The following is a 16,810-nucleotide window of genomic DNA, read 5'->3' on the forward strand; positions in this document are numbered from 1 at the left end:
AGTGTGGAAAAACTTAGCGCTTGTGGTACAGCGCCTTCTTCCAGTACTTCGGCTCCGAGGTCGCCAACACGCCCAGGTTGCGAAAAATGCCCTCGTCCACGGACCCCAGGATGGTGGTGATGTGCGCGTCGCATCCGCGCAAGCTGCGCAAATGCTCCAGCGCCAACGCCGCGTCCGGGTTGCTGGACGCAGACACGGACAGGGCGATGAGCACCTCGTCCGTGTGCAGACGCGGGTTCACCGAGCCCAGGTGGCGGGTCTTCAGCGTCTGGATCGGCTCGATGGAATCGGGGGAGAGCAGGTGCACGTCGTCGTCGATGCCGGCCAGTAGCTTAAGCGCGTTGAGCAGCACCGCAGCTGACGGGCCGAGCAGGCCGGAGGTTTTGCCGGTGACGATGCTGCCGTCCGGCAGCTCCAGCGCGGCACCAGGCTTGCCGGTGCGCTCCGCCACCTCCAACGCAGGCGAGACCACGACGCGGTCTTCCACGGAAAGGTCCGCCTTGCGCATGACGTTGAAGTTGCGGTCGGAGACGGTGGAGTCGGCGTCGGCGCGGCGCTCGTCCACAAGCGCAGCGTAGTAGCGGCGGATGATCTCCTGCTCGGCGGCGTGGCGGCACGCGGCGTCGTCGGAGATGCAGTAGCCCGCCATGTTCACGCCCATGTCCGTCGGCGACTGGTAGGGATCCGAGCCGGTGACCTCCCGCAGCAGCGTCTTCAGCAGCGGGAAGACATCAATGTCGCGGTTATAGGAGGACACCTTTTCGCCGTATGCCTCGAGGTGGTACTGGTCGATGACGTTGATGTCGTCCAGGTCCGCCGTCGCCGCCTCGTACGCCAGGTTCACCGGGTGCGAAAGCGGCAGGTTCCAGATCGGGAACGTCTCAAACTTGGCGTAACCTGCGTCGATGCCGCGCTTGTGCTCGTGATACACCTGCGACAGGCAGGTGGCCAGCTTGCCGGAGCCCGGCCCCGGCGCCGTCATCACCACCAGGTCGCGGGAGGTTTCCACGTAATCGTTTCGGCCAAAGCCTTCCTCGCTGACCACCTTTTCGGTGTCGTTGGGGTAGCCCGCAATCATGTAGTGGCGCGAGACCTTCAGGCCCAGCCGCGCCAGGCGCTCCACAAACGCCTCGACGTTCTGGTTGTGGCCCTCCAGCTGCGTGACCACCACGTTTTCCACCAAAAAGCCGCGGTCGCGGAACACGTCCACAAGCCGCAGCACGTCGTCTTCGTAGGTGATGCCCAGATCAGCGCGCATTTTCTGGCGCACGACGTCGCCGGCGTTGAAGCAGATGACAATCTCCACTTCGTCCTTGATCCGGTCCAGCATGGCGATCTTGTTGTCGGGGGTGAACCCGGGCAGGACGCGGGAGGCGTGGTTGTCGTCGAAAAGCTTGCCGCCCATTTCCAGGTAGAGCTTGCCGCCCACCTCGGCGCGCCGTTTCTGAATGTGCTCGGATTGCATCTGGATGTATTTTTCGCGGTCGAACCCGATCTCATACGGCATGGGAGCAATAGTACAGTCAGCCCCCGTGCCTGAGGGTCATGTGATTCACCGGCTTGCGCGCCGGTTCAACGCGGACTTCCGCCCCGCGCCAATTGCCGCGAGCTCGCCGCAGGGGCGCTTCGAGCCTTCGCTTATCGACGGCACTGCGCTCACCCACGCGTCAGCCCACGGCAAACACCTGTTTCTGCAGTTCACGGACGCGACAGTGCACGTGCATCTAGGGCTGATTGGGAAGTTTTCCTTCGAGCCGGCGGACACGCTGCGCGGCCAGATCCGGCTGCGGCTGGTGCCGGACGGGGGAGCAGGCGATACCGCAGCGCACCTGCGCGGCCCGCAGAAATGCGCCTACATCACCCCGGCGGAGCAGCAAGCGATCCTTGACGCCGCGGGCGAGGACCCGCTTTCTCCTGCGGCGGACCCGGACTCGCTGTTCGAGCGGGTGCGACGCTCCCGACGCACCATCGGCTCGCTCATGATGGACCAGGCTTACTTCGCCGGTGTGGGCAACATCTACCGCGCCGAACCACTGTTTCGCCAGGGCATTTCCGCGTTTACTCCGGGCCGGGAGCTGGGGCGCGAGCGTTTCGACGCCATCTGGTCCGACCTGGTTTCGCTGATGGCCGCGGGCGTGGCCACCGGGCGCATAGACACAGTGCGGCCCGAGCACGCGCCGGAGGCGATGGAGCGCGCCCCGCGCGAGGACGACCACGGGGGAGAGGTTTACGTGTACCGCCGCGCCGGCGAGCCCTGCTACGTGTGCGGGCACCCGGTGGAAAAGCAGCAGTTCGAGGGCCGAAATCTGTTCTTCTGCCCGTCCTGCCAGGCGCTTTAGGTGGAGCGTACCCTGGTACGCATGTACGCCAGCACCTTCACCGCAGACCAAATCCGGGCCGCCGAGGCGCCGCTGTTGGCCGCGCAGGCCCACCCGGATCAGCTCATGCAATCCGCCGCACACGCCGTGTTCGAAGCGGCCGAGGCGATGCTGGCTGGCTCTGCCGGCTCAGCCGGGCGGGTGTTGGTGCTCGCCGGGCCGGGCGGAAACGGGGGTGACGCCCTGTACGCTGGCGCGGAGCTCGCACTCGCCGGGCACCGCGTGGACGCGCTGCTCACCGCAGGCCGCGCCCAACAGCGAGCACTCGCCGCCTTTTCCAACGCGGGCGGGCAGGTACTGGAAACGTTGCCGGACAGTTCAGCCGAATACGCCCTCGCCATCGATGGCATCACCGGCATCGGCGGCTCTGGGGGCCTGCGCGAGGAGCTGGCAGACGTGATGAGGTGGCTGCGCCGGGTTCGCGTGCTCTCCGTGGACGTGCCCTCCGGCGTAGATGCCGACACCGGGGAAGCGGGCGAGCTGCACATCACCGCCGACGCCACCGTCACCTTCGGCGGGCGGCGCCGCGCCCACGCCCTCGCCCCGGAGTGCGGGGTGCAGCTGCTCGCGGACATCGGCCTGCCCGGCCGCCCCTTGCACACGGAGCTGCTGGACACCATGCCCGAGTGGGCCCACGACGGCCCGACGCTGGTGCTGGCCAACCGCGCCGTCGCCGATCCGCAGGTGTGGCCGGACACCCTGTTGCCGCTGCCCGCCGCGCCTGTCCAAGACGTCGCGCCGGGGCCTGCCGACGATAAGTACAGCGGGGGAGTAGTCGGCATCCGGGCAGGCAGCGCCGGCTACCCGGGCGCGGCGGTCCTCACTGTCTCCGGTGCGGTGATGGCCACGCCCGCGATGGTCCGCTACGCCGGGCCGGAGGCGGATGGGGTGGTGCGGGTGAGGCCGGAGGTCGTCGTTACGCAAAGGCTCGAAGATGTCGGACGGGTCCAAGCATGGGTGTTTGGACCCGGCGCCGGGACGGGGGAGGATGCGGCGCGCGAGCTTGCGTGGGCGCTGGAACAACAGGTGCCATTGCTTATCGACGCCGACGGCCTCGCCCTCCTCACCCACCACGAGCAGCTGCGCCAGGCGGTCGCCTCCCGGGAGGAGCCGACGGTGCTGACCCCGCACGACGGGGAGTTTTCCCGCCTGCGCGAGGCTGCCGGAGTGCGCGAGGGCACGCGGTTCGAGGAGACGCTGGAGCTGGCCGCGACGCTGCGCGCCACCATCGTGCGCAAAGGCCGCATCACCCTAGTCGCGCCGGAGGACGACCCCTATCTCATCCACGCCGTGGATGCCGGGCACTCTTGGGCCGCCACCCCTGGGTCCGGCGACGTGCTGGCCGGGATTATGGGTGCCCACTTGGCGCTTTCCGCCGCGCGCGCCGCTGTTCCCGGCACCGCTGACGCCGCAGTGCCTGGTGCGGTGACCGGGGCAGTGACGCTGCACGCGGTGGCCGCCTGGCTGGCAGCGCAGACCCCGTTCGGCCCCGCCACCGCGCCCGCGGGCCGCATCGCCGAGCACGTCCGCGACGCCACCGCGGAGGTGTCCCATGCTTGACGCTGTCGTTGTCGGGGCCGGCCAATCCGGGCTGGCCGTGTCGTACTACCTGCGCAAATACGGCGCGGATTTCGTGGTGCTGGACGCCTCCGACACCTCCGGCGGGGCGTGGCCGCACTACTGGGACGCGCTCACACTGTTCTCCCGCGCGGAGTTTTCCAACCTGCCCGGCTGGCCCATGCCCCACTACGACGGGTACCCGCCGCGCGATCACGTCGTTGAGTATTTGACCGTCTACGAAAAGCGCTACGACCTGCCCATCCGCCGAGGTGAACGCGTCAAACAAGTGTTTCACGACGGCTCCGCCTTCCACCTCAACGGCTACTCCGCACGCAACGTGGTGATGGCCACCGGCATCTGGTCCGCACCGTTTGTGCCCTTCATCCCAGGGTCGTTCGCGGGGGAGCAGGTGCACTCGGCTCAGTACCGGCGGCCGGAGGATTTCGCCGGGCAGCGCGTCGCTGTCGTCGGGGGCGGAAACTCCGGTGCGCAGATCGTCGCCGACCTTGGCCTAGCTGGAGTGGACGTGCAATGGTTCACCCGCCGGCCGCCCGCGTTCATGCCGAAGGATGTCGACGGCGAGCAGCTTTTCCGCCGCAACCGCGAGCGCTTCGTCGCCATCTCGCGCGGCGAGGACGACCCTGGAGGCGCCGACTTCGGCGGCGACATCGTCCTCGTCCCCGAAGTCCGCCGGGCCCGATCATTGGACCTGCTGGACGCCGAACCCATGGTCGGGTCGTTGGACGAGCTGTCGGATTTCGACGCGCTGATCTGGGCCACCGGCTTTCGCCCCGCACTGTCGCCCGTTCGCGGACTGGAGCACGGCCTGGACACGCCCGGCCTGTTCGTCCTGGGCTTCGACTCATTGAACGGCCCGGGCGCAGGCACCATCGGCGGCGTGAGCCCCTTCGCCCGCGACATCGCCTCGCGCATCGCGGGCAAGGGCTAGCACATAACCGCGGATCCAGCTATCAGGACCTCGATAATCGCTGTTTTACGTCGAATAGCTGGGCCCTTGTAGCTGGAAACAGCCCACCGACCCAGACATCCCGGCTCGAATTTGGTGGGTGCAGACCAATAGTTGGTCCCCGCTTGATTGTCCGCAATGCGGAGTTGCGGAGTCCGCAAGCTCAGCACCGACGACACCAACATCGAAACCGCCATCCGCGCCTTGCTCCTCAAATCGTTTGCCCGCAACCAATAGTTGGCCCACCCCAGTTGTCCGCAATGCGGAGTTGCGGAGTCCGCAAGCTCGAGCAAAACACCGCACAGATGCTGTGCCCGCCCGCCCCATAGCCGCGGATCCAGCTATCAGGACCTCGATAATCGCTGTTTTACGTCGAATAGCTGGGCCCTTGTAGCTGGAAACAGCCCACCGACCCAGACATCCCGGCTCGAATTTGGTGGGTGCAGACCAATAGTTGGTCCCCGCTTGATTGTCCGCAATGCGGAGTTGCGGTTTCGCGCCCGCTCAGCACCGACGACACCAACATCGAAACCGCCATCCGCGCCTTGCTCCTCAAATCGTTTGACCGCAACCAATAGTTGGCCCACCCCAGTTGTCCGCAATGCGGAGTTGCGGAGTCCGCAAGCTCAGGGAAGATACCGACTGGATGCTGTACCGACCGCCCCATAACCGCGGATCCAGCTTTCAGGATCTCGCCACTTTATGCCGAATACCTGGAAACAGTCGACTGGACCTCGGCCCCCGCGCTAGCCGGGCCCCGGCAGTCACCCGCCTTGACCCGACCAACCACCGCAAACCGCCGAAACCACGCAAGAACCCCCAAAAAACAGCAGAAACCGCAAAAGAGAACGCCCAACGACCCACTCGCATAAAAAACGTAAATACCTTTGAACTACAAGCGTGTAATTTACCCCCGTGACAAGCGAAAACGCCCCTTAAAGGGCGTATCAAATCCCAAAATCTACTTTTTATTTTGCTTAGAAGGTTGAGTTAACGTTCCGGCAACCTGCACTTTCCCCGAATTTAAACGGCCCAGGCCGTGTAAGAGAGCCATGTCACCCATCTTCCGAATGCTGAATAGTCATTCTCCTGCGCTACGCTAACTGTGTGTTAAAAAATCGGAGGATAGTAGCGCTCACATGCGCAGCCGCAGCCGCAACTGCAGCGGCGGCGCTTGTCGTGCCTTCCGCCGGTGCCGCTACCGTGGGTGAGCCCAGCGAAGGCGTGTGCTCGCTGAAGGTAAATGACCCTGAACGTAAGTTCATTGACTCGCTCGACCGCAGTGTCGGCATCGGCGCAGTAGATGAGCGGACCCGCTGGGCTTCCGCGTTCGAGCAGTTGTACCCGACTGCTGCGGATACCGTCGCGCCGTTTTTGGAGCTGTACACCGGCTCATACGTGTCCTACTTCAACAGCAATCTCGAAGCCAACATTGAGATGTGGGCGCAGCGCGTCGCTGAGGACACCGGCGCAGACATCGATTCTTCCCGCGCGTACTTCACACAGGTGTGGAATTCGGCTGCGGTCAGCGACCACCAGGCGTTCGACATGACCAAGTACTGGGACATCGTCGATAACGCTGTGCAAAGCGGCGAAATCACGGTGCCAGCCCGGGACGGCTTCGCGGAGTTCGCGCTGATTCCAGACCGCGATGGGCTGATTAAGCAGCAGTCTCGTGATTACCCGGCGATGCCCAAGGACCAGGTTGAGGCGTGGGTTGATGCCTACGAGCAGCTGGCGGATGTGAAGCAGGCGCGTCGTGTGGCTCGGTTGATGGTGGCGTTCGAAGAGGCCCGTAAGACCTGCGCCGAAGGTGGCGGCAACGCAACGCTGCCTACCGACGGCCCGAACCCGGACGCCCCGACCACCACGCCGACGACGAGCAGCTATGGGGTGCCGAGTGGGCAGGCCGGCAAGAGCAAAGACACTGTGACCCACACGCTCGTCAACGATAACGTCACCGCGACGGTGACCACCGACACCGACAAGATGACCGGCCTGACGGTGTCCCAGACCACCCACAGAACGGAACAGACCGCGGACACCACCTCCGGCGGCTCCTCCGCGAGCACGGGTGCGATCATCGGCGTAATCGTGGCGATCCTGGTGGCGCTTGGTGCCGCGGGCGCAGCGTTTGCGCTGTCTGACCAGCAGTCGTAACTTAACCGGGTGCCCAACACCGACCAGACCGCCAAGCTTCCTGTTGTCCCGCTGGCGGCGATGAGTTTCGCCGCGTTCGTGTACGTCACGTTCGAGATGTTCGCCATCGGCTTGATCTCGCCGATGGCGCGCGATTTAAACGTCTCCGAAGGCCAGATCGGCCTGCTCATGAGCGTGTACGCCGGGCTGGTTGCGGTAGTGACCATTCCGCTGATGCACGTCACGCGGAAGGTGGACAGGCGCTACCTGCTCATTGCGACACTGGTCTTTCTCCTAGGCGGCATTGTCCTGCAGGCCACGGCAACAAGCTACGCCACGCTGGTGGCGGGCCGTGTGACCGCGGCGTTGACCCACGGTCTGTTCTGGTCGCTGGTCAACCCGGTCGCTGCCCGCATTGCGCCACCGGGGCAGATGGGTAAGGCGGTCGCTGCGGTGTCGTTCGGTTCGACGCTGTCGATGGTGGTCGGCTCGCCACTGACCACGGCAATGGGTTCCGCGATTGGCTGGCGCGCCGCCACCTGGGTGCTCGGCGCCGCGGTGGTCGGCGCACTGGTCATGCTGGTGGTCTCCCTGCCCAGCTTGCCCGCTAGGCCACCGGCACAGCAGACCGGCGCGCAGACGACGAAGTCTGCCATCCCGTCCTTGGTGATCTACCTGGTGCTGGCGGTGATGGCCATCTTTGTCACCTTCACCTACCTGGCCCTGCTCGTCGAGGCCACCGCCGGCCACCGGTTTGTGCCCTACGGTGTGGCTGTCTACGGCATCGCGGGGCTGGTCGGCGTGACCTTGTCGGGCCGCCTGGTGGATGCGCGCATGATCCGCCTCAACGGCATTGCCACGGCCACGCTGGTGGCCTCCGGCATCGCTGGACTGCTCGCGCTGCACTATGGCACGGGGATCGGCATGTTCACGGTGATCGTCGTCTTCGGCATCGCCGCGGGCGCGCTGCCCACGGTGGCCACCACGATCTTTCTGTTCGCGGGCCAGCGCAACCAGGATTTGGTCAGTTCGGTGTACGTGGTGACCTTCCAGGTGGGCATCGCGTCCGGCTCGGCGCTGGGCGCCGCCACGGTGGACCTGGGCTACTTGGGCGGTACGTTGCTGTCCACGGCGGTGCTCGGCGCGTTGGCGTTTACCGTCATGGCCACGCGCTCCCGGTCCCTTCTGCGGTAGCGCGCGGGTTCTACGAACCGCCCGGCCGCCTCCAATTCGAGGTAGCCGCGCAAAAACTCCGCGGTCTCGCCGGCTACATAGGTGCGCTGACCCCACTCTGGCACGCGGAAGATACCGTGCGGCACGCGCACGAGGTCGCGGCCGCGCACCATCGTCGCGCCGATTTCCTGCAACGAGGTCACGATGAACGCCTCGCCCACCGCGTACGCGACCACGTTGCGGTCCAAAGCGCGAAGCTTATCGACGACACTGCGCCCCGCCAGCCAGTAGCCATCGCCGGCCACGAGGGCGTCGTCAGGCAGTTGCGGAAGGGTGCGCACCTGCGGCCCGCACGACGAAAGCCCCGCCCTGCGCTCGATCTCCCCGGCAAGCAGGGTGGGGTCCAGCGGGGCGGGGCCGGGGGCGCAGTAGAACACTCGCGCCAGTTTAGGCGTAGGCCGGGGCGTTGACGCCGAGTTCGAAGATTTCGTCGGTGCTCTCGATCAGGGAGCGGTCGTGGGTGACAAAGCCGCAGGCGATGCCGCGCTCCGTGGTGAGCTGGCGCAGCAGCTGCACGATCTCTTGGGAGCGGTCGGCGTCGAGGGCGGCGGTGGGTTCGTCCGCAAGCAGAAGCGCTGGCTCGCCCATGAGCGCACGCGCAATGCCGACGCGCTGACGCTGGCCGCCGGACATCTCGCCGATGCGGCGGTCGCCTAGGCCCTCAAGGCCGACGGTGGCCAGCAGTTCCTCCGCCCTCTCCTTTCGAGGCCGCAGTCCTCGAATGTGGTCGGTGACCAGGAGTTGATCGCGCACGTTCAGCGCGGCGATGAGGTTGGCCTGCTGGAAAATCATGCCAATCTTGTCGCAGCGCACATCGTTGTCCACCACCTCGCCGTTGAGCTTCGCGGTGCCGGAGTCCGGCGTGATCAGGCCGGCTGCCACGGACAGCAGGGTGGACTTACCGGAGCCGGACTCGCCGACGATGAAGGTCATCTCGCCGGGCTTGGCGGTGAATTCCAGGTGGTCCAGCACGGTGCGCATTTCCTGGCCGTCCTTGAATGCGACGGTGACATCGTTGAGTTCGAGCATTATGCGACACCTCCAAGAGCCGCTTGAGGGTTAACTTTCGTGATGTTGCGGGTGGCGATCAGGGCGCCGACCATGCCCAGCGCCCAGATGGCAACCGGGGGAGCGATCGCGGTGAGTGCGGTCAGCGAGAACGGTGCGCCGCCCTGCATGAGCAGGCCGAGGCCGAAGGCCGCGACGCCGCCGATGAGCGCGCCGATGCCCAGGATCACCGCGGCCTGGCCGAGGGCGTCCTTGAGCAGGTAGGAGTTGGATGCGCCGATGGCCTTCAAAATGGCCAGGTCGCGGGTGCGCTGCATCGTCCACACGGTGAGGAAGGCAACGATCACCAGCGCGGCGATGGCGTAGAGGAAGCCCTGGATGAGCTTCAACGAGCCCTGCTCGGAGGAGTACGCCGGCAGGCCGTCGAAAGCCTCCTTCAGGCCCACTCCGCTGTCGACCTTATGGTCTGCCAACAGCACCGAGCCGTCGGCGTCGGTGTGCATTGCGGCCTGCCAGAAACCGGTGGGCACCCACAGGACGGGGGAGTGGGAGAACGCGAGGTCCTCGCCGATTGCGCCGACGGTGATGTCGTTGCCGGCAACGGTCACGGTCTCGCCCTCGCCCACTTCGAGGGAGGGCGCGGCCACGGCTTCGTCGGAAAGCTGCTGCCCTCCGGGAAGCTCGGTGCCCTTCGGCAGCGACAGGATGGCCACGGCCGCGTCCTCGCCGTTGCCCTTGGTCATAAGCATCTGGCTGGCGCCGAGCGGGGTGAGCCCGTCGCGCGCCTCGACGCGGGAGGTGGTGAACGAGATGTCTTCCGGGTCCTGGAAGACAACGGACTGCGGATCCAGCGCCTCAAGCGCGGACGTGTTTTGCTTGCCCAGGCCGGCGGTCAGGCCCGTGAGCACGACCACCAGCAGCGTAATCAGCGCCACGGTGCCTGCGATCAGCCCGAAGCGCCCCTTGGCTGACGTGATTTCTCTGATTCCTACGAACATGGCTTCAATCCTGCCGTTGACCTGCACTGCTCTACATCGCGCGGGCGGTTGAAATCCCGGTCAACCGATCGGTTGATCTACGCTCAGACGCATGTTGTCCACCACCCGTCTGCTCGACTTTCTGCGCGTGAGCCTGCACGTGCTCGTCGCCGTGCTGCTTGCGGTGGGGCTTGTGGGGCAGTTGCGTAGCGACGCACCCCTGGCAGCCCTAGCCCTGCCTCTGACCTTCGCCTGCGTGTACATGGCCGGCACCGTCTGGCACTTCCACGGCAAGGACTACCCGGCCTGGGCGCCGTATGCCTGGCTCGCGGTTGTCTCCGCGCTGTGGGTGGGGCTGGTGCAGATGTCCGAGAACTTCGTATGGCTGGAGTTCCCGCTGGTCATGCTGGCGTGCGTGCTGTTGACCACATGGTGGGAACTCGCGGCCACCGCGGCGCTTTTAGCCGTTGCCCTCACCGCCACCGCGCCGGGCGGCGGGGCCGGCGCGGTCATCGGCCCCACCATCGGCACCGTGCTGGCGGTGATCATCGTGCACGCCTACCAGGCGCTGCGCGCGGAGGCGGACCACTACCGGCAGATGGCCGAGGACCTCAAGGCCGCCCAGCGCGAAGCGGCAAAAGCCGAGCACGCCGCGGGCGTGGCGGAGGAGCGGGCCCGCCTGGCACGCGAGGTACACGACACAATGGCGCAGGGTTTTAGCTCCATCGTTCTGTTGGGCCGCGCGATGGACAAGCAGCTGCCCCAGGGCGACCCGGCGCGCGAGACGCTGGACGTGATCCGCTCCACCGCCTCCGACAACCTGGCGGAGGCGCGCCGCTTCGTCGCCGAGAACTCCGCCAACACGCAGGCCCCGAAGCGCGAGACGCTGCCGGTGCGCCTGGAGCGCCTGGCCCGCCACGCGCAGGACCGCCAGCGCGCCCTCGGCGAGCAGCTCGAGGTCCGTGTCCACGCCGTTGACCTGCCGGAACCCTGCGCGTCGGTGGCGGAGCGCGTCGTGCGCGAGGGCTTGAGCAACATCGTGCGCCACGCCGGTGCTTCGTCGGCGGTGGTGACCGTGGATAGGCTTGGTGCGACCGCAACCATCGACGTCTTCGACAACGGCCGCGGCATCACCGGGCCCGAGGGCTACGGCCTGAAGGGCCTGCGCGCCCGCGTGGAGGAGGTCGGCGGCGAGCTCACGGTGGAGGGCAACGTCCTCGCCGCAACCCTGCCTGTGGAGGAGAACGGATGACACTGAGCGTCATGCTTATCGACGACCATCCGGTCGTCCGCGCTGGCCTGCGCGCCGTGCTGAATTCCTTCGACGGCGTGGAAGTTGTCACCGAGGCCGCCGACGGCGACGCCGAGGTGCCCGAGGGGGTGGACGTGGTGGTCTCCGACATCCAGATGCCCGGCGCGGACGGCATCGCGCTGACCCGCCGCCTGGTCGCCGCCGGCGGGCCGCCGGTTTTGATCCTGACCACCTACGACACCCAAGCAGACGTGGTCGCCGCGGTGGAGGCCGGGGCGATGGGCTACCTGCTCAAGGACGCGCCGGAGGAAGAGCTGTATGAGGCGGTGCGGTGCGCGTCGCAAGGCAAAAGAGTGCTCTCGCCGCAGGTGGCCAACGTACTGGCGGACAGGCTGGTCAACCCGGCCGAGACGCTGTCCGCGCGCGAGATTGAGCTGCTGCGCGCGCTGCAGACCGGCGCCTCCAACAAGGAGATCGCCCAGCAGCTGTTCATCTCGCAGGCGACAGTGAAGACGCACCTGATCCACATCTACTCCAAACTCGGGGTGGACAACCGCACCGCGGCTGTGGAGGAAGCCCGGCAGCGCCGGATCATATAAGCTGGCCGCCATGTCATTCATCGAGCTGAACGCTGGCCCTTGGCGCGGGGTCGCATTCCTCCAGGGCCTCGGCGGACCCGACGACACTCCCGCGGGCTGCAAATCCTTTGCCTGGCGGCACGACGGCTCCGCACGCCTCGGCGGTGTGCTCGAGCGCGCACAGGTGCAAGTGCTGATCAGCGATGAAGCGGTCCCCGACAAAATCCAGCGCGCCCAACCGGACGCGTTTGGCCTGCGTAGCGTGACCACCGAATCCGCGGGTGAGGCCTTTGTCTTCGCCGGACGCATGTTCGGCCGCGCCGGCACCGTGGTAACCGACGAGCCCTGCGTGGCAGCCCAGCTGACCATCGCGCCTGAAACCGAACTGGCGGTCACCGTGTACGAGGAGTTCGAGTACGCCGTTATCGCCCCCGACGGCGACATCACCGTCAACAACACCCCGGTGCCGCCGCACTCCGCCGGCATGCTGGACGCCGGCCACCGCACCCTGGGGCTGAAGAACCGCTCCGAGAACATCGCCCACGTGCTCATCCTGGGCGGCCAGTCGGCGTAATTTACCCGGCTTTGCGGAGACATTTGCCACACCCTGCGCATTCACCCTGCGGGGTGCGGTTTCACGCTGCATAATCGCAGCGTGCTTTATATTTTCTTTGCAATTCTCGCCGTCATCGCCGTCGGCTATTTCATTGCCAAGAAGGTCCACGCGGCCTCCTCCATCTTCGCCGTCGGCGTGCTGCTGCTCATGATCGCCGCAGCTACCGGGCGTATCGACCACTCCACCGCGGACATCGAGTCCTCCGGCAACGCGTTTTACGACGAGCTGCTGATCATCGAGTCCCTGTTCAAGTCGCGCTTCGCCGGCACCGGCATGGCGATCATGGTGCTGTTCGGCTTCGTCGGCTACATGCGCCACATCGGCGCCGATGCCAAGACCGTGGTGGCGCTGTCCAGCCCGCTGCGCCGCTTCCACGGCTCCTACTGGCTCGTGCCCATCGGGTTTGCCGTCGCGACGCTTCTGTCCTTCGTCGTGCCTTCCGCCAGTGCGTTGTCGCTGCTGCTCGTGGCCACGCTGATGCCCGCGTTGATCGCCGCGGGGCTGACGCCGCTGACCGTCGGTGCGATCGTGGCCACCGCCTCCACCATCGCCCCGTCGCCGCTGGAGGCCGGCCTGATCCAGGCCGCGGACCTGACCGGCATGTCGGTGACCGAGTTCACCTTCGGCAACGTGGCCAAAGCCACCATCCCCGCGCTGATCGTCATCGCGTTTACCCACATGTGGTGGCAGCACCACTGCGATAAGAAAGACCTGGTCAAGTCCGGCGCTGGCGCGTCGGACACCGAGCTTGAGGCAGCCAGGGACGACGAGTCCGACCGCCGCATCCGCGAAGCCGTGGAACGCGCCGAGGGCCTGCCCGGCTTCTACGCCATCCTGCCGCTGCTGCCGCTGCTGCTGATCATCGTCTCCGCGGCGCTCAACCGCCTCGGCGTCATCTCGTTTGAGGCCGGCATCCTGCCAGTGACCGTGGTGTCGCTGATGATCACCATGATCATCGAGGCGATCCGGCTGCGCGACGTCAACTACGCCGCCGACTCCCTCCAAGAGTTCTTCAAGGGCCTCGGCGAGGGTGCGGCCGGCGTGGTTTCCTTGATCGTCGCCGCCGCCATCCTGGTGGAGGGCATCACCCAGATGGGCGTGATCGAGGGTCTGACCAACCTGGCGCAGGCATCCTCCGGCGCCGCCGTACTGATGGTGCTGGTGTTTGTGCTGGCCACCGCCACCATGGCGCTGCTCACCGGCTCCGGCGTGGCGCCCTACTTCGCCTTCTCCGAGATGGTGCCGGGCATCGCGGCGGACTCCGCCGTGTCCGCCCCGCAGATGCTCACCTCCATCTGGGCCGCCTCCAACACCATGCGCCAGGCCTCCCCGGTCAACGCCGCGGTGCTCATCGTCGCGGGTGCGCTCCAGGTCAACCCGATTGACGTGGTCCGCCGCACCGCCGTGCCGCTGACCGCGGGCGCGGTGACCGCCGTGGTGTGCGCCTTCCTATTCGTGGTTTAGGCCGTAAGGTTGCCGGTATGACCGTTTCAGTGCTCATGTTCGTGGAGGGCACCTCGCCCGAAATTTCCCGCTGCGTCAACGTCGAAGAGACCATGACGCTGGGCGAACTCTCCCAGATCATCGACGCCTCCCTCGGTTTCACCGGCGCCGCCACCCACCTCTACGTCAGCCAAGAAGGCGCGCAGCGTTCCGTCTACACCGCCGCGCCCGGCCCCGGCGAGCACCAGGAAGACGAGCTCACCGTCGCCGAGATGCGGCCCATGACCTACGTCTACGACCCGGCGGCCAATTGGAACATCCATGTCGAGGTTCTGGGTCCCTCCAACATCGAGGGCCCTACGCCCATGCTTATCGACGCAGCCGGGCCCGACGTCGTCGAAGCCTGCTCGGGGCCAGAGCTGATGACCACCTTCCGCCACCAAGCCCGCCTTTTGGCCGCCGGCATCGAACCGGACCTGGAGACCATCACCCTGATGTTTTCCTACCTGCCCGTCATGCCGCCGGAGCGCATGCTCGACCGCATGACACAGGCCGACCCGGTCTCCGTGGCCACCCGCATCGGCAACGTCGCCGAGGAGATGTTCTTCGACGAAGTCGCCGCCGCCGATGAAGGCACCGATGGCCCCGGCCTGGCCCAGCACTTCGACGACTTCCTCCAGTCCCGCCCGGACCTGCTCCAGATCATCGACATGGACCCGCACCCGGAGCGCAACCCCACCATGATCAATGCCGTGACCGAGTTCTTCGGCGAAATGCTCGGCGGGCCGGACGGGGTGGAGGTTCCCGACGTGCCGAGCATGCCTGGTCCGCCGGCGGTACAGAGCGTGCCGGGCGTGCCTGGCTTCCCCGGCTTCGGGCCAGACTCCTTCGACGATCTACCCGATCTCACCGATGTTTTCGCCGAGCTCATGCGCATTTTCTCCCCCGGGGTGCCGTACGAGCACGGGGGGATGCCTGCCTCGTTCGCCGTGGAAGTGCGCGACCTGACGGAGCTGCCGTTTCCCAACACTGTCGCTGACCTGCTCCTCGACGCCCGCCTGCTGAAAAAGCGCGGCGGCGAGCTGACCCCCACCAAAGCAGGCCTGGCTTTTCTCAACCACGACAACCCTATTCCCAAGGCCGCCGACAACATCCGCCTCGGCTTTGAAAAACTGATGGGCGAGGAAATTTGGCGTTCCATCGTGGAGTGGGTCGTCGACGACGAACCGCTTAACCCAGAGGCGGAGAGTTGGCTGTTCTGGCTGGAGGCTTTCGGCATCCTTCGCGAAACCGCCCCTGCCCAGATTTTCTGCACCGAGCAGGGCCTGCAGCTGCTGGAGATGCACTACGACCACTACACCAGCGGTCGGCGCTCGTAAAAGTTAACGGCTCGTTTTCGCGACCTGCGGAAATAGAGCGCCACAATCGCCGGATTGTCAACCGTTACGAGAGCCCGCCCGCTGACACCACCAGGTACAGACCCAGCCCGCCGGTCCCGAGCGTCATCGCGCTCAACAGGAACACGGCTGCGGCGTTGGGGTCGCTGCGCTCGTCGGCAAGCGCGGATGCCTCGAAGCGGTACGCCCTCCGGTTCAGCGCCACGATCACCAGCGCACCTGCCGCCAACGCCACCGACGCCACCACGATCAGCGCGGGGTAAGCACCGGCCCACCGCAAAAGCGTCGCCGCGCAGACGAGCATGGCCAGCGCGGTGCGCGTCCAGCTCATGGCGGTGCGTTCGGCCTGCAGGCCGGGATCGGCGACGGCGATCATGCGAGCAGGCTCACCGCCACAACCACCGCCGCGACAAACACCACCACGCACAAAACGGGGATGATGGCGGGGGCGGGCAGGGGCTCGTCGTGACGCAAGGCCCGCTCGATGCGCACCCAGCGCACCGCGGCACCTGCGGAAATGGCCATGGCGATCATGATGACTGCGGCGGCTGCAACGCGGCGCACGCCGGGTTCGATGCCGGGCAGCTCGAACGCCTCCAGCGCGATCCCGCCGGCGAGAAACGCCAGCGCGGTGCGGGTCCAGGCGAGGAAGGTGCGTTCGTTGGCCAGCGTGAAGCGCGGGTCGGGCTCCCCGCCGTCGGGGAAGACCCGCCTGGTAAACCATCCGCGCTCGCTCATGCGCTCAACCCTAGCGCCGCCCACACGGTGAGCACTACCGCGCCGGCCGCGGCGATGCTCCACAGCACCGTTGCGCGATTGCTTTTCGACGTCCCTCCGGCCACCCCGGCCCCCAGCGCCGCCCCGGCGGTGTTGCAGAGCACGTCGTCAGTATCGCTGTAGCCCCACGCGAACAGGTACTGCGCGACCTCGATGCCGAGGCTGCACACAAGCCCCACCAGCACCGCGCGTGCTACCGAGCCGCGGTGGGCGATGAAGCCGACCGGGGCGAACAGCGCGATGTTGCCGAACAGGTTCAGCCACGGCCCCCACCACACGCGCGCGTACTCGAAGGTCTCCAGCGGGTTCAGGCGGACCTGGCTGAGCTGGTGCGCCTCCGCCGACCACAGCCCCGGAATGGACACGAACGCCTTGCCCACCGTGAACGCGAGCACGACCAGAGCAGTCACGACCACCGCCGCGACGTGGGCGGCGGCGTTGTTGGTTCTGCTCGCTGATTTCACCCGGCCCACCGTACTGTGCGC

17 protein-coding genes are annotated in these 16,810 nt (G+C 66.5%); 10 read left to right on the plus strand and 7 right to left on the minus strand.

The window, feature by feature from the left end:
• Positions 1–13 precede the first annotated feature (13 nt).
• The gene (locus CAFEA_RS10855; protein WP_063937119.1) at positions 14–1,507 is read right to left on the minus strand and encodes a DUF1846 domain-containing protein; all 1,494 of its coding nucleotides are present in this window, start codon (positions 1,505–1,507) and stop codon (positions 14–16) included.
• A gap of 25 nt (positions 1,508–1,532) precedes the next feature.
• Between CAFEA_RS10855 and CAFEA_RS10860 the strand changes: the two genes are divergently transcribed.
• The 5 genes from CAFEA_RS10860 (at position 1,533) to CAFEA_RS10880 (ending at position 8,238) form a co-directional block, all read left to right on the plus strand.
• Positions 1,533–2,339: an Fpg/Nei family DNA glycosylase gene (locus CAFEA_RS10860; RefSeq protein WP_063937120.1), complete on the plus strand. Its 807-nt coding sequence runs from the start codon at positions 1,533–1,535 to the stop codon at positions 2,337–2,339.
• A 21-nt stretch (positions 2,340–2,360) separates the two neighbouring features.
• Complete coding sequence (locus CAFEA_RS10865) at positions 2,361–3,938, plus strand: bifunctional ADP-dependent NAD(P)H-hydrate dehydratase/NAD(P)H-hydrate epimerase (RefSeq protein WP_063937148.1); 1,578 nt, start codon at positions 2,361–2,363, stop codon at positions 3,936–3,938.
• Positions 3,931–4,887: an NAD(P)-binding domain-containing protein gene (locus CAFEA_RS10870; protein WP_063937121.1), complete on the plus strand. Its 957-nt coding sequence runs from the start codon at positions 3,931–3,933 to the stop codon at positions 4,885–4,887. Before CAFEA_RS10865 ends, CAFEA_RS10870 begins: the two co-directional genes overlap by 8 nt.
• Before the next feature lie 1,197 nt (positions 4,888–6,084).
• Complete coding sequence (locus CAFEA_RS10875; RefSeq protein WP_143313309.1) at positions 6,085–7,065, plus strand: hypothetical protein; 981 nt, start codon at positions 6,085–6,087, stop codon at positions 7,063–7,065.
• A 60-nt stretch (positions 7,066–7,125) separates the two neighbouring features.
• Complete coding sequence (locus tag CAFEA_RS10880; protein WP_063937149.1) at positions 7,126–8,238, plus strand: MFS transporter; 1,113 nt, start codon at positions 7,126–7,128, stop codon at positions 8,236–8,238.
• Here the strand turns inward: CAFEA_RS10880 and CAFEA_RS10885 are convergent.
• The 3 genes from CAFEA_RS10885 to CAFEA_RS10895 are packed head-to-tail and all read right to left on the minus strand — an operon-like array spanning position 8,148 to position 10,283.
• Positions 8,148–8,654, minus strand: a complete 507-nt coding sequence (locus tag CAFEA_RS10885) for a hypothetical protein (RefSeq protein ID WP_063937123.1) — start codon at positions 8,652–8,654, stop codon at positions 8,148–8,150. The genes CAFEA_RS10880 and CAFEA_RS10885 overlap by 91 nt on opposite strands.
• A 10-nt stretch (positions 8,655–8,664) precedes the next feature.
• On the minus strand, positions 8,665–9,306 hold the full coding sequence (locus CAFEA_RS10890; RefSeq protein ID WP_063937124.1) for an ABC transporter ATP-binding protein: 642 nt from the start codon (positions 9,304–9,306) through the stop codon (positions 8,665–8,667).
• Entirely contained in the window at positions 9,306–10,283 is a 978-nt protein-coding gene (locus CAFEA_RS10895) for an ABC transporter permease (RefSeq protein WP_063937125.1), read from the minus strand. The genes CAFEA_RS10890 and CAFEA_RS10895 overlap by 1 nt, the downstream gene beginning before the upstream one ends.
• 91 nt (positions 10,284–10,374) lie before the next feature.
• On the opposite strand from CAFEA_RS10895, the gene CAFEA_RS10900 reads away from it, so the two are divergent.
• The 5 genes from CAFEA_RS10900 (at position 10,375) to CAFEA_RS10920 (ending at position 15,530) form a co-directional block, all read left to right on the plus strand.
• Entirely contained in the window at positions 10,375–11,514 is a 1,140-nt protein-coding gene (locus tag CAFEA_RS10900; RefSeq protein ID WP_063937126.1) for a sensor histidine kinase, read from the plus strand.
• The gene (locus CAFEA_RS10905) at positions 11,511–12,113 is read left to right on the plus strand and encodes a response regulator (protein WP_063937127.1); all 603 of its coding nucleotides are present in this window, start codon (positions 11,511–11,513) and stop codon (positions 12,111–12,113) included. The genes CAFEA_RS10900 and CAFEA_RS10905 overlap by 4 nt, the downstream gene beginning before the upstream one ends.
• Before the next feature lie 10 nt (positions 12,114–12,123).
• Positions 12,124–12,666 carry a hypothetical protein gene (locus CAFEA_RS10910; RefSeq protein WP_063937128.1) on the plus strand — a complete coding sequence of 181 codons (543 nt, stop codon included), beginning with the start codon at positions 12,124–12,126 and terminating at the stop codon, positions 12,664–12,666.
• A gap of 81 nt (positions 12,667–12,747) precedes the next feature.
• Positions 12,748–14,172 (plus strand): C4-dicarboxylate transporter DcuC, encoded by a 1,425-nt coding sequence (dcuC, locus tag CAFEA_RS10915; protein ID WP_063937129.1) that lies wholly within the window; start codon positions 12,748–12,750, stop codon positions 14,170–14,172.
• Positions 14,173–14,189: 17 nt separating this feature from the next.
• Entirely contained in the window at positions 14,190–15,530 is a 1,341-nt protein-coding gene (locus tag CAFEA_RS10920; RefSeq protein ID WP_051106182.1) for an IS1096 element passenger TnpR family protein, read from the plus strand.
• Positions 15,531–15,594: 64 nt separating this feature from the next.
• On the opposite strand, the gene CAFEA_RS10925 is transcribed toward CAFEA_RS10920, so the two are convergent.
• The 3 genes from CAFEA_RS10925 to CAFEA_RS10935 are packed head-to-tail and all read right to left on the minus strand — an operon-like array spanning position 15,595 to position 16,789.
• Positions 15,595–15,879: a DUF202 domain-containing protein gene (locus tag CAFEA_RS10925; protein ID WP_253704905.1), complete on the minus strand. Its 285-nt coding sequence runs from the start codon at positions 15,877–15,879 to the stop codon at positions 15,595–15,597.
• A 41-nt stretch (positions 15,880–15,920) separates the two neighbouring features.
• A complete protein-coding gene (locus CAFEA_RS10930; protein ID WP_034996572.1) occupies positions 15,921–16,286 on the minus strand; it encodes a YidH family protein in 366 nt (121 codons plus the stop codon).
• The gene (locus CAFEA_RS10935) at positions 16,283–16,789 is read right to left on the minus strand and encodes a VanZ family protein (protein WP_063937131.1); all 507 of its coding nucleotides are present in this window, start codon (positions 16,787–16,789) and stop codon (positions 16,283–16,285) included. The genes CAFEA_RS10930 and CAFEA_RS10935 overlap by 4 nt, the downstream gene beginning before the upstream one ends.
• Between the last annotated feature and the right edge of the window lie 21 nt (positions 16,790–16,810).

This window comes from Corynebacterium afermentans subsp. afermentans (assembly GCF_030408355.1).
Classification (GTDB): Bacteria; Actinomycetota; Actinomycetes; order Mycobacteriales; family Mycobacteriaceae; genus Corynebacterium; species Corynebacterium afermentans.

Coding starts and splice junctions, on each gene's coding strand:
- CAFEA_RS10855 (WP_063937119.1), bottom strand. CDS start 1,507: ATGCCGTATGAGATCGGGTTCGACCGCGAAAAATACATCCAGATGCAA.
- CAFEA_RS10865 (WP_063937148.1), top strand. CDS start 2,361: ATGTACGCCAGCACCTTCACCGCAGACCAAATCCGGGCCGCCGAGGCG.
- CAFEA_RS10870 (WP_063937121.1), top strand. CDS start 3,931: ATGCTTGACGCTGTCGTTGTCGGGGCCGGCCAATCCGGGCTGGCCGTG.
- CAFEA_RS10880 (WP_063937149.1), top strand. CDS start 7,126: ATGAGTTTCGCCGCGTTCGTGTACGTCACGTTCGAGATGTTCGCCATC.
- CAFEA_RS10890 (WP_063937124.1), bottom strand. CDS start 9,306: ATGCTCGAACTCAACGATGTCACCGTCGCATTCAAGGACGGCCAGGAA.
- CAFEA_RS10895 (WP_063937125.1), bottom strand. CDS start 10,283: ATGTTCGTAGGAATCAGAGAAATCACGTCAGCCAAGGGGCGCTTCGGG.
- CAFEA_RS10900 (WP_063937126.1), top strand. CDS start 10,375: ATGTTGTCCACCACCCGTCTGCTCGACTTTCTGCGCGTGAGCCTGCAC.
- CAFEA_RS10905 (WP_063937127.1), top strand. CDS start 11,511: ATGACACTGAGCGTCATGCTTATCGACGACCATCCGGTCGTCCGCGCT.
- CAFEA_RS10910 (WP_063937128.1), top strand. CDS start 12,124: ATGTCATTCATCGAGCTGAACGCTGGCCCTTGGCGCGGGGTCGCATTC.
- CAFEA_RS10920 (WP_051106182.1), top strand. CDS start 14,190: ATGACCGTTTCAGTGCTCATGTTCGTGGAGGGCACCTCGCCCGAAATT.
- CAFEA_RS10925 (WP_253704905.1), bottom strand. CDS start 15,879: ATGAGCTGGACGCGCACCGCGCTGGCCATGCTCGTCTGCGCGGCGACG.
- CAFEA_RS10930 (WP_034996572.1), bottom strand. CDS start 16,286: ATGAGCGAGCGCGGATGGTTTACCAGGCGGGTCTTCCCCGACGGCGGG.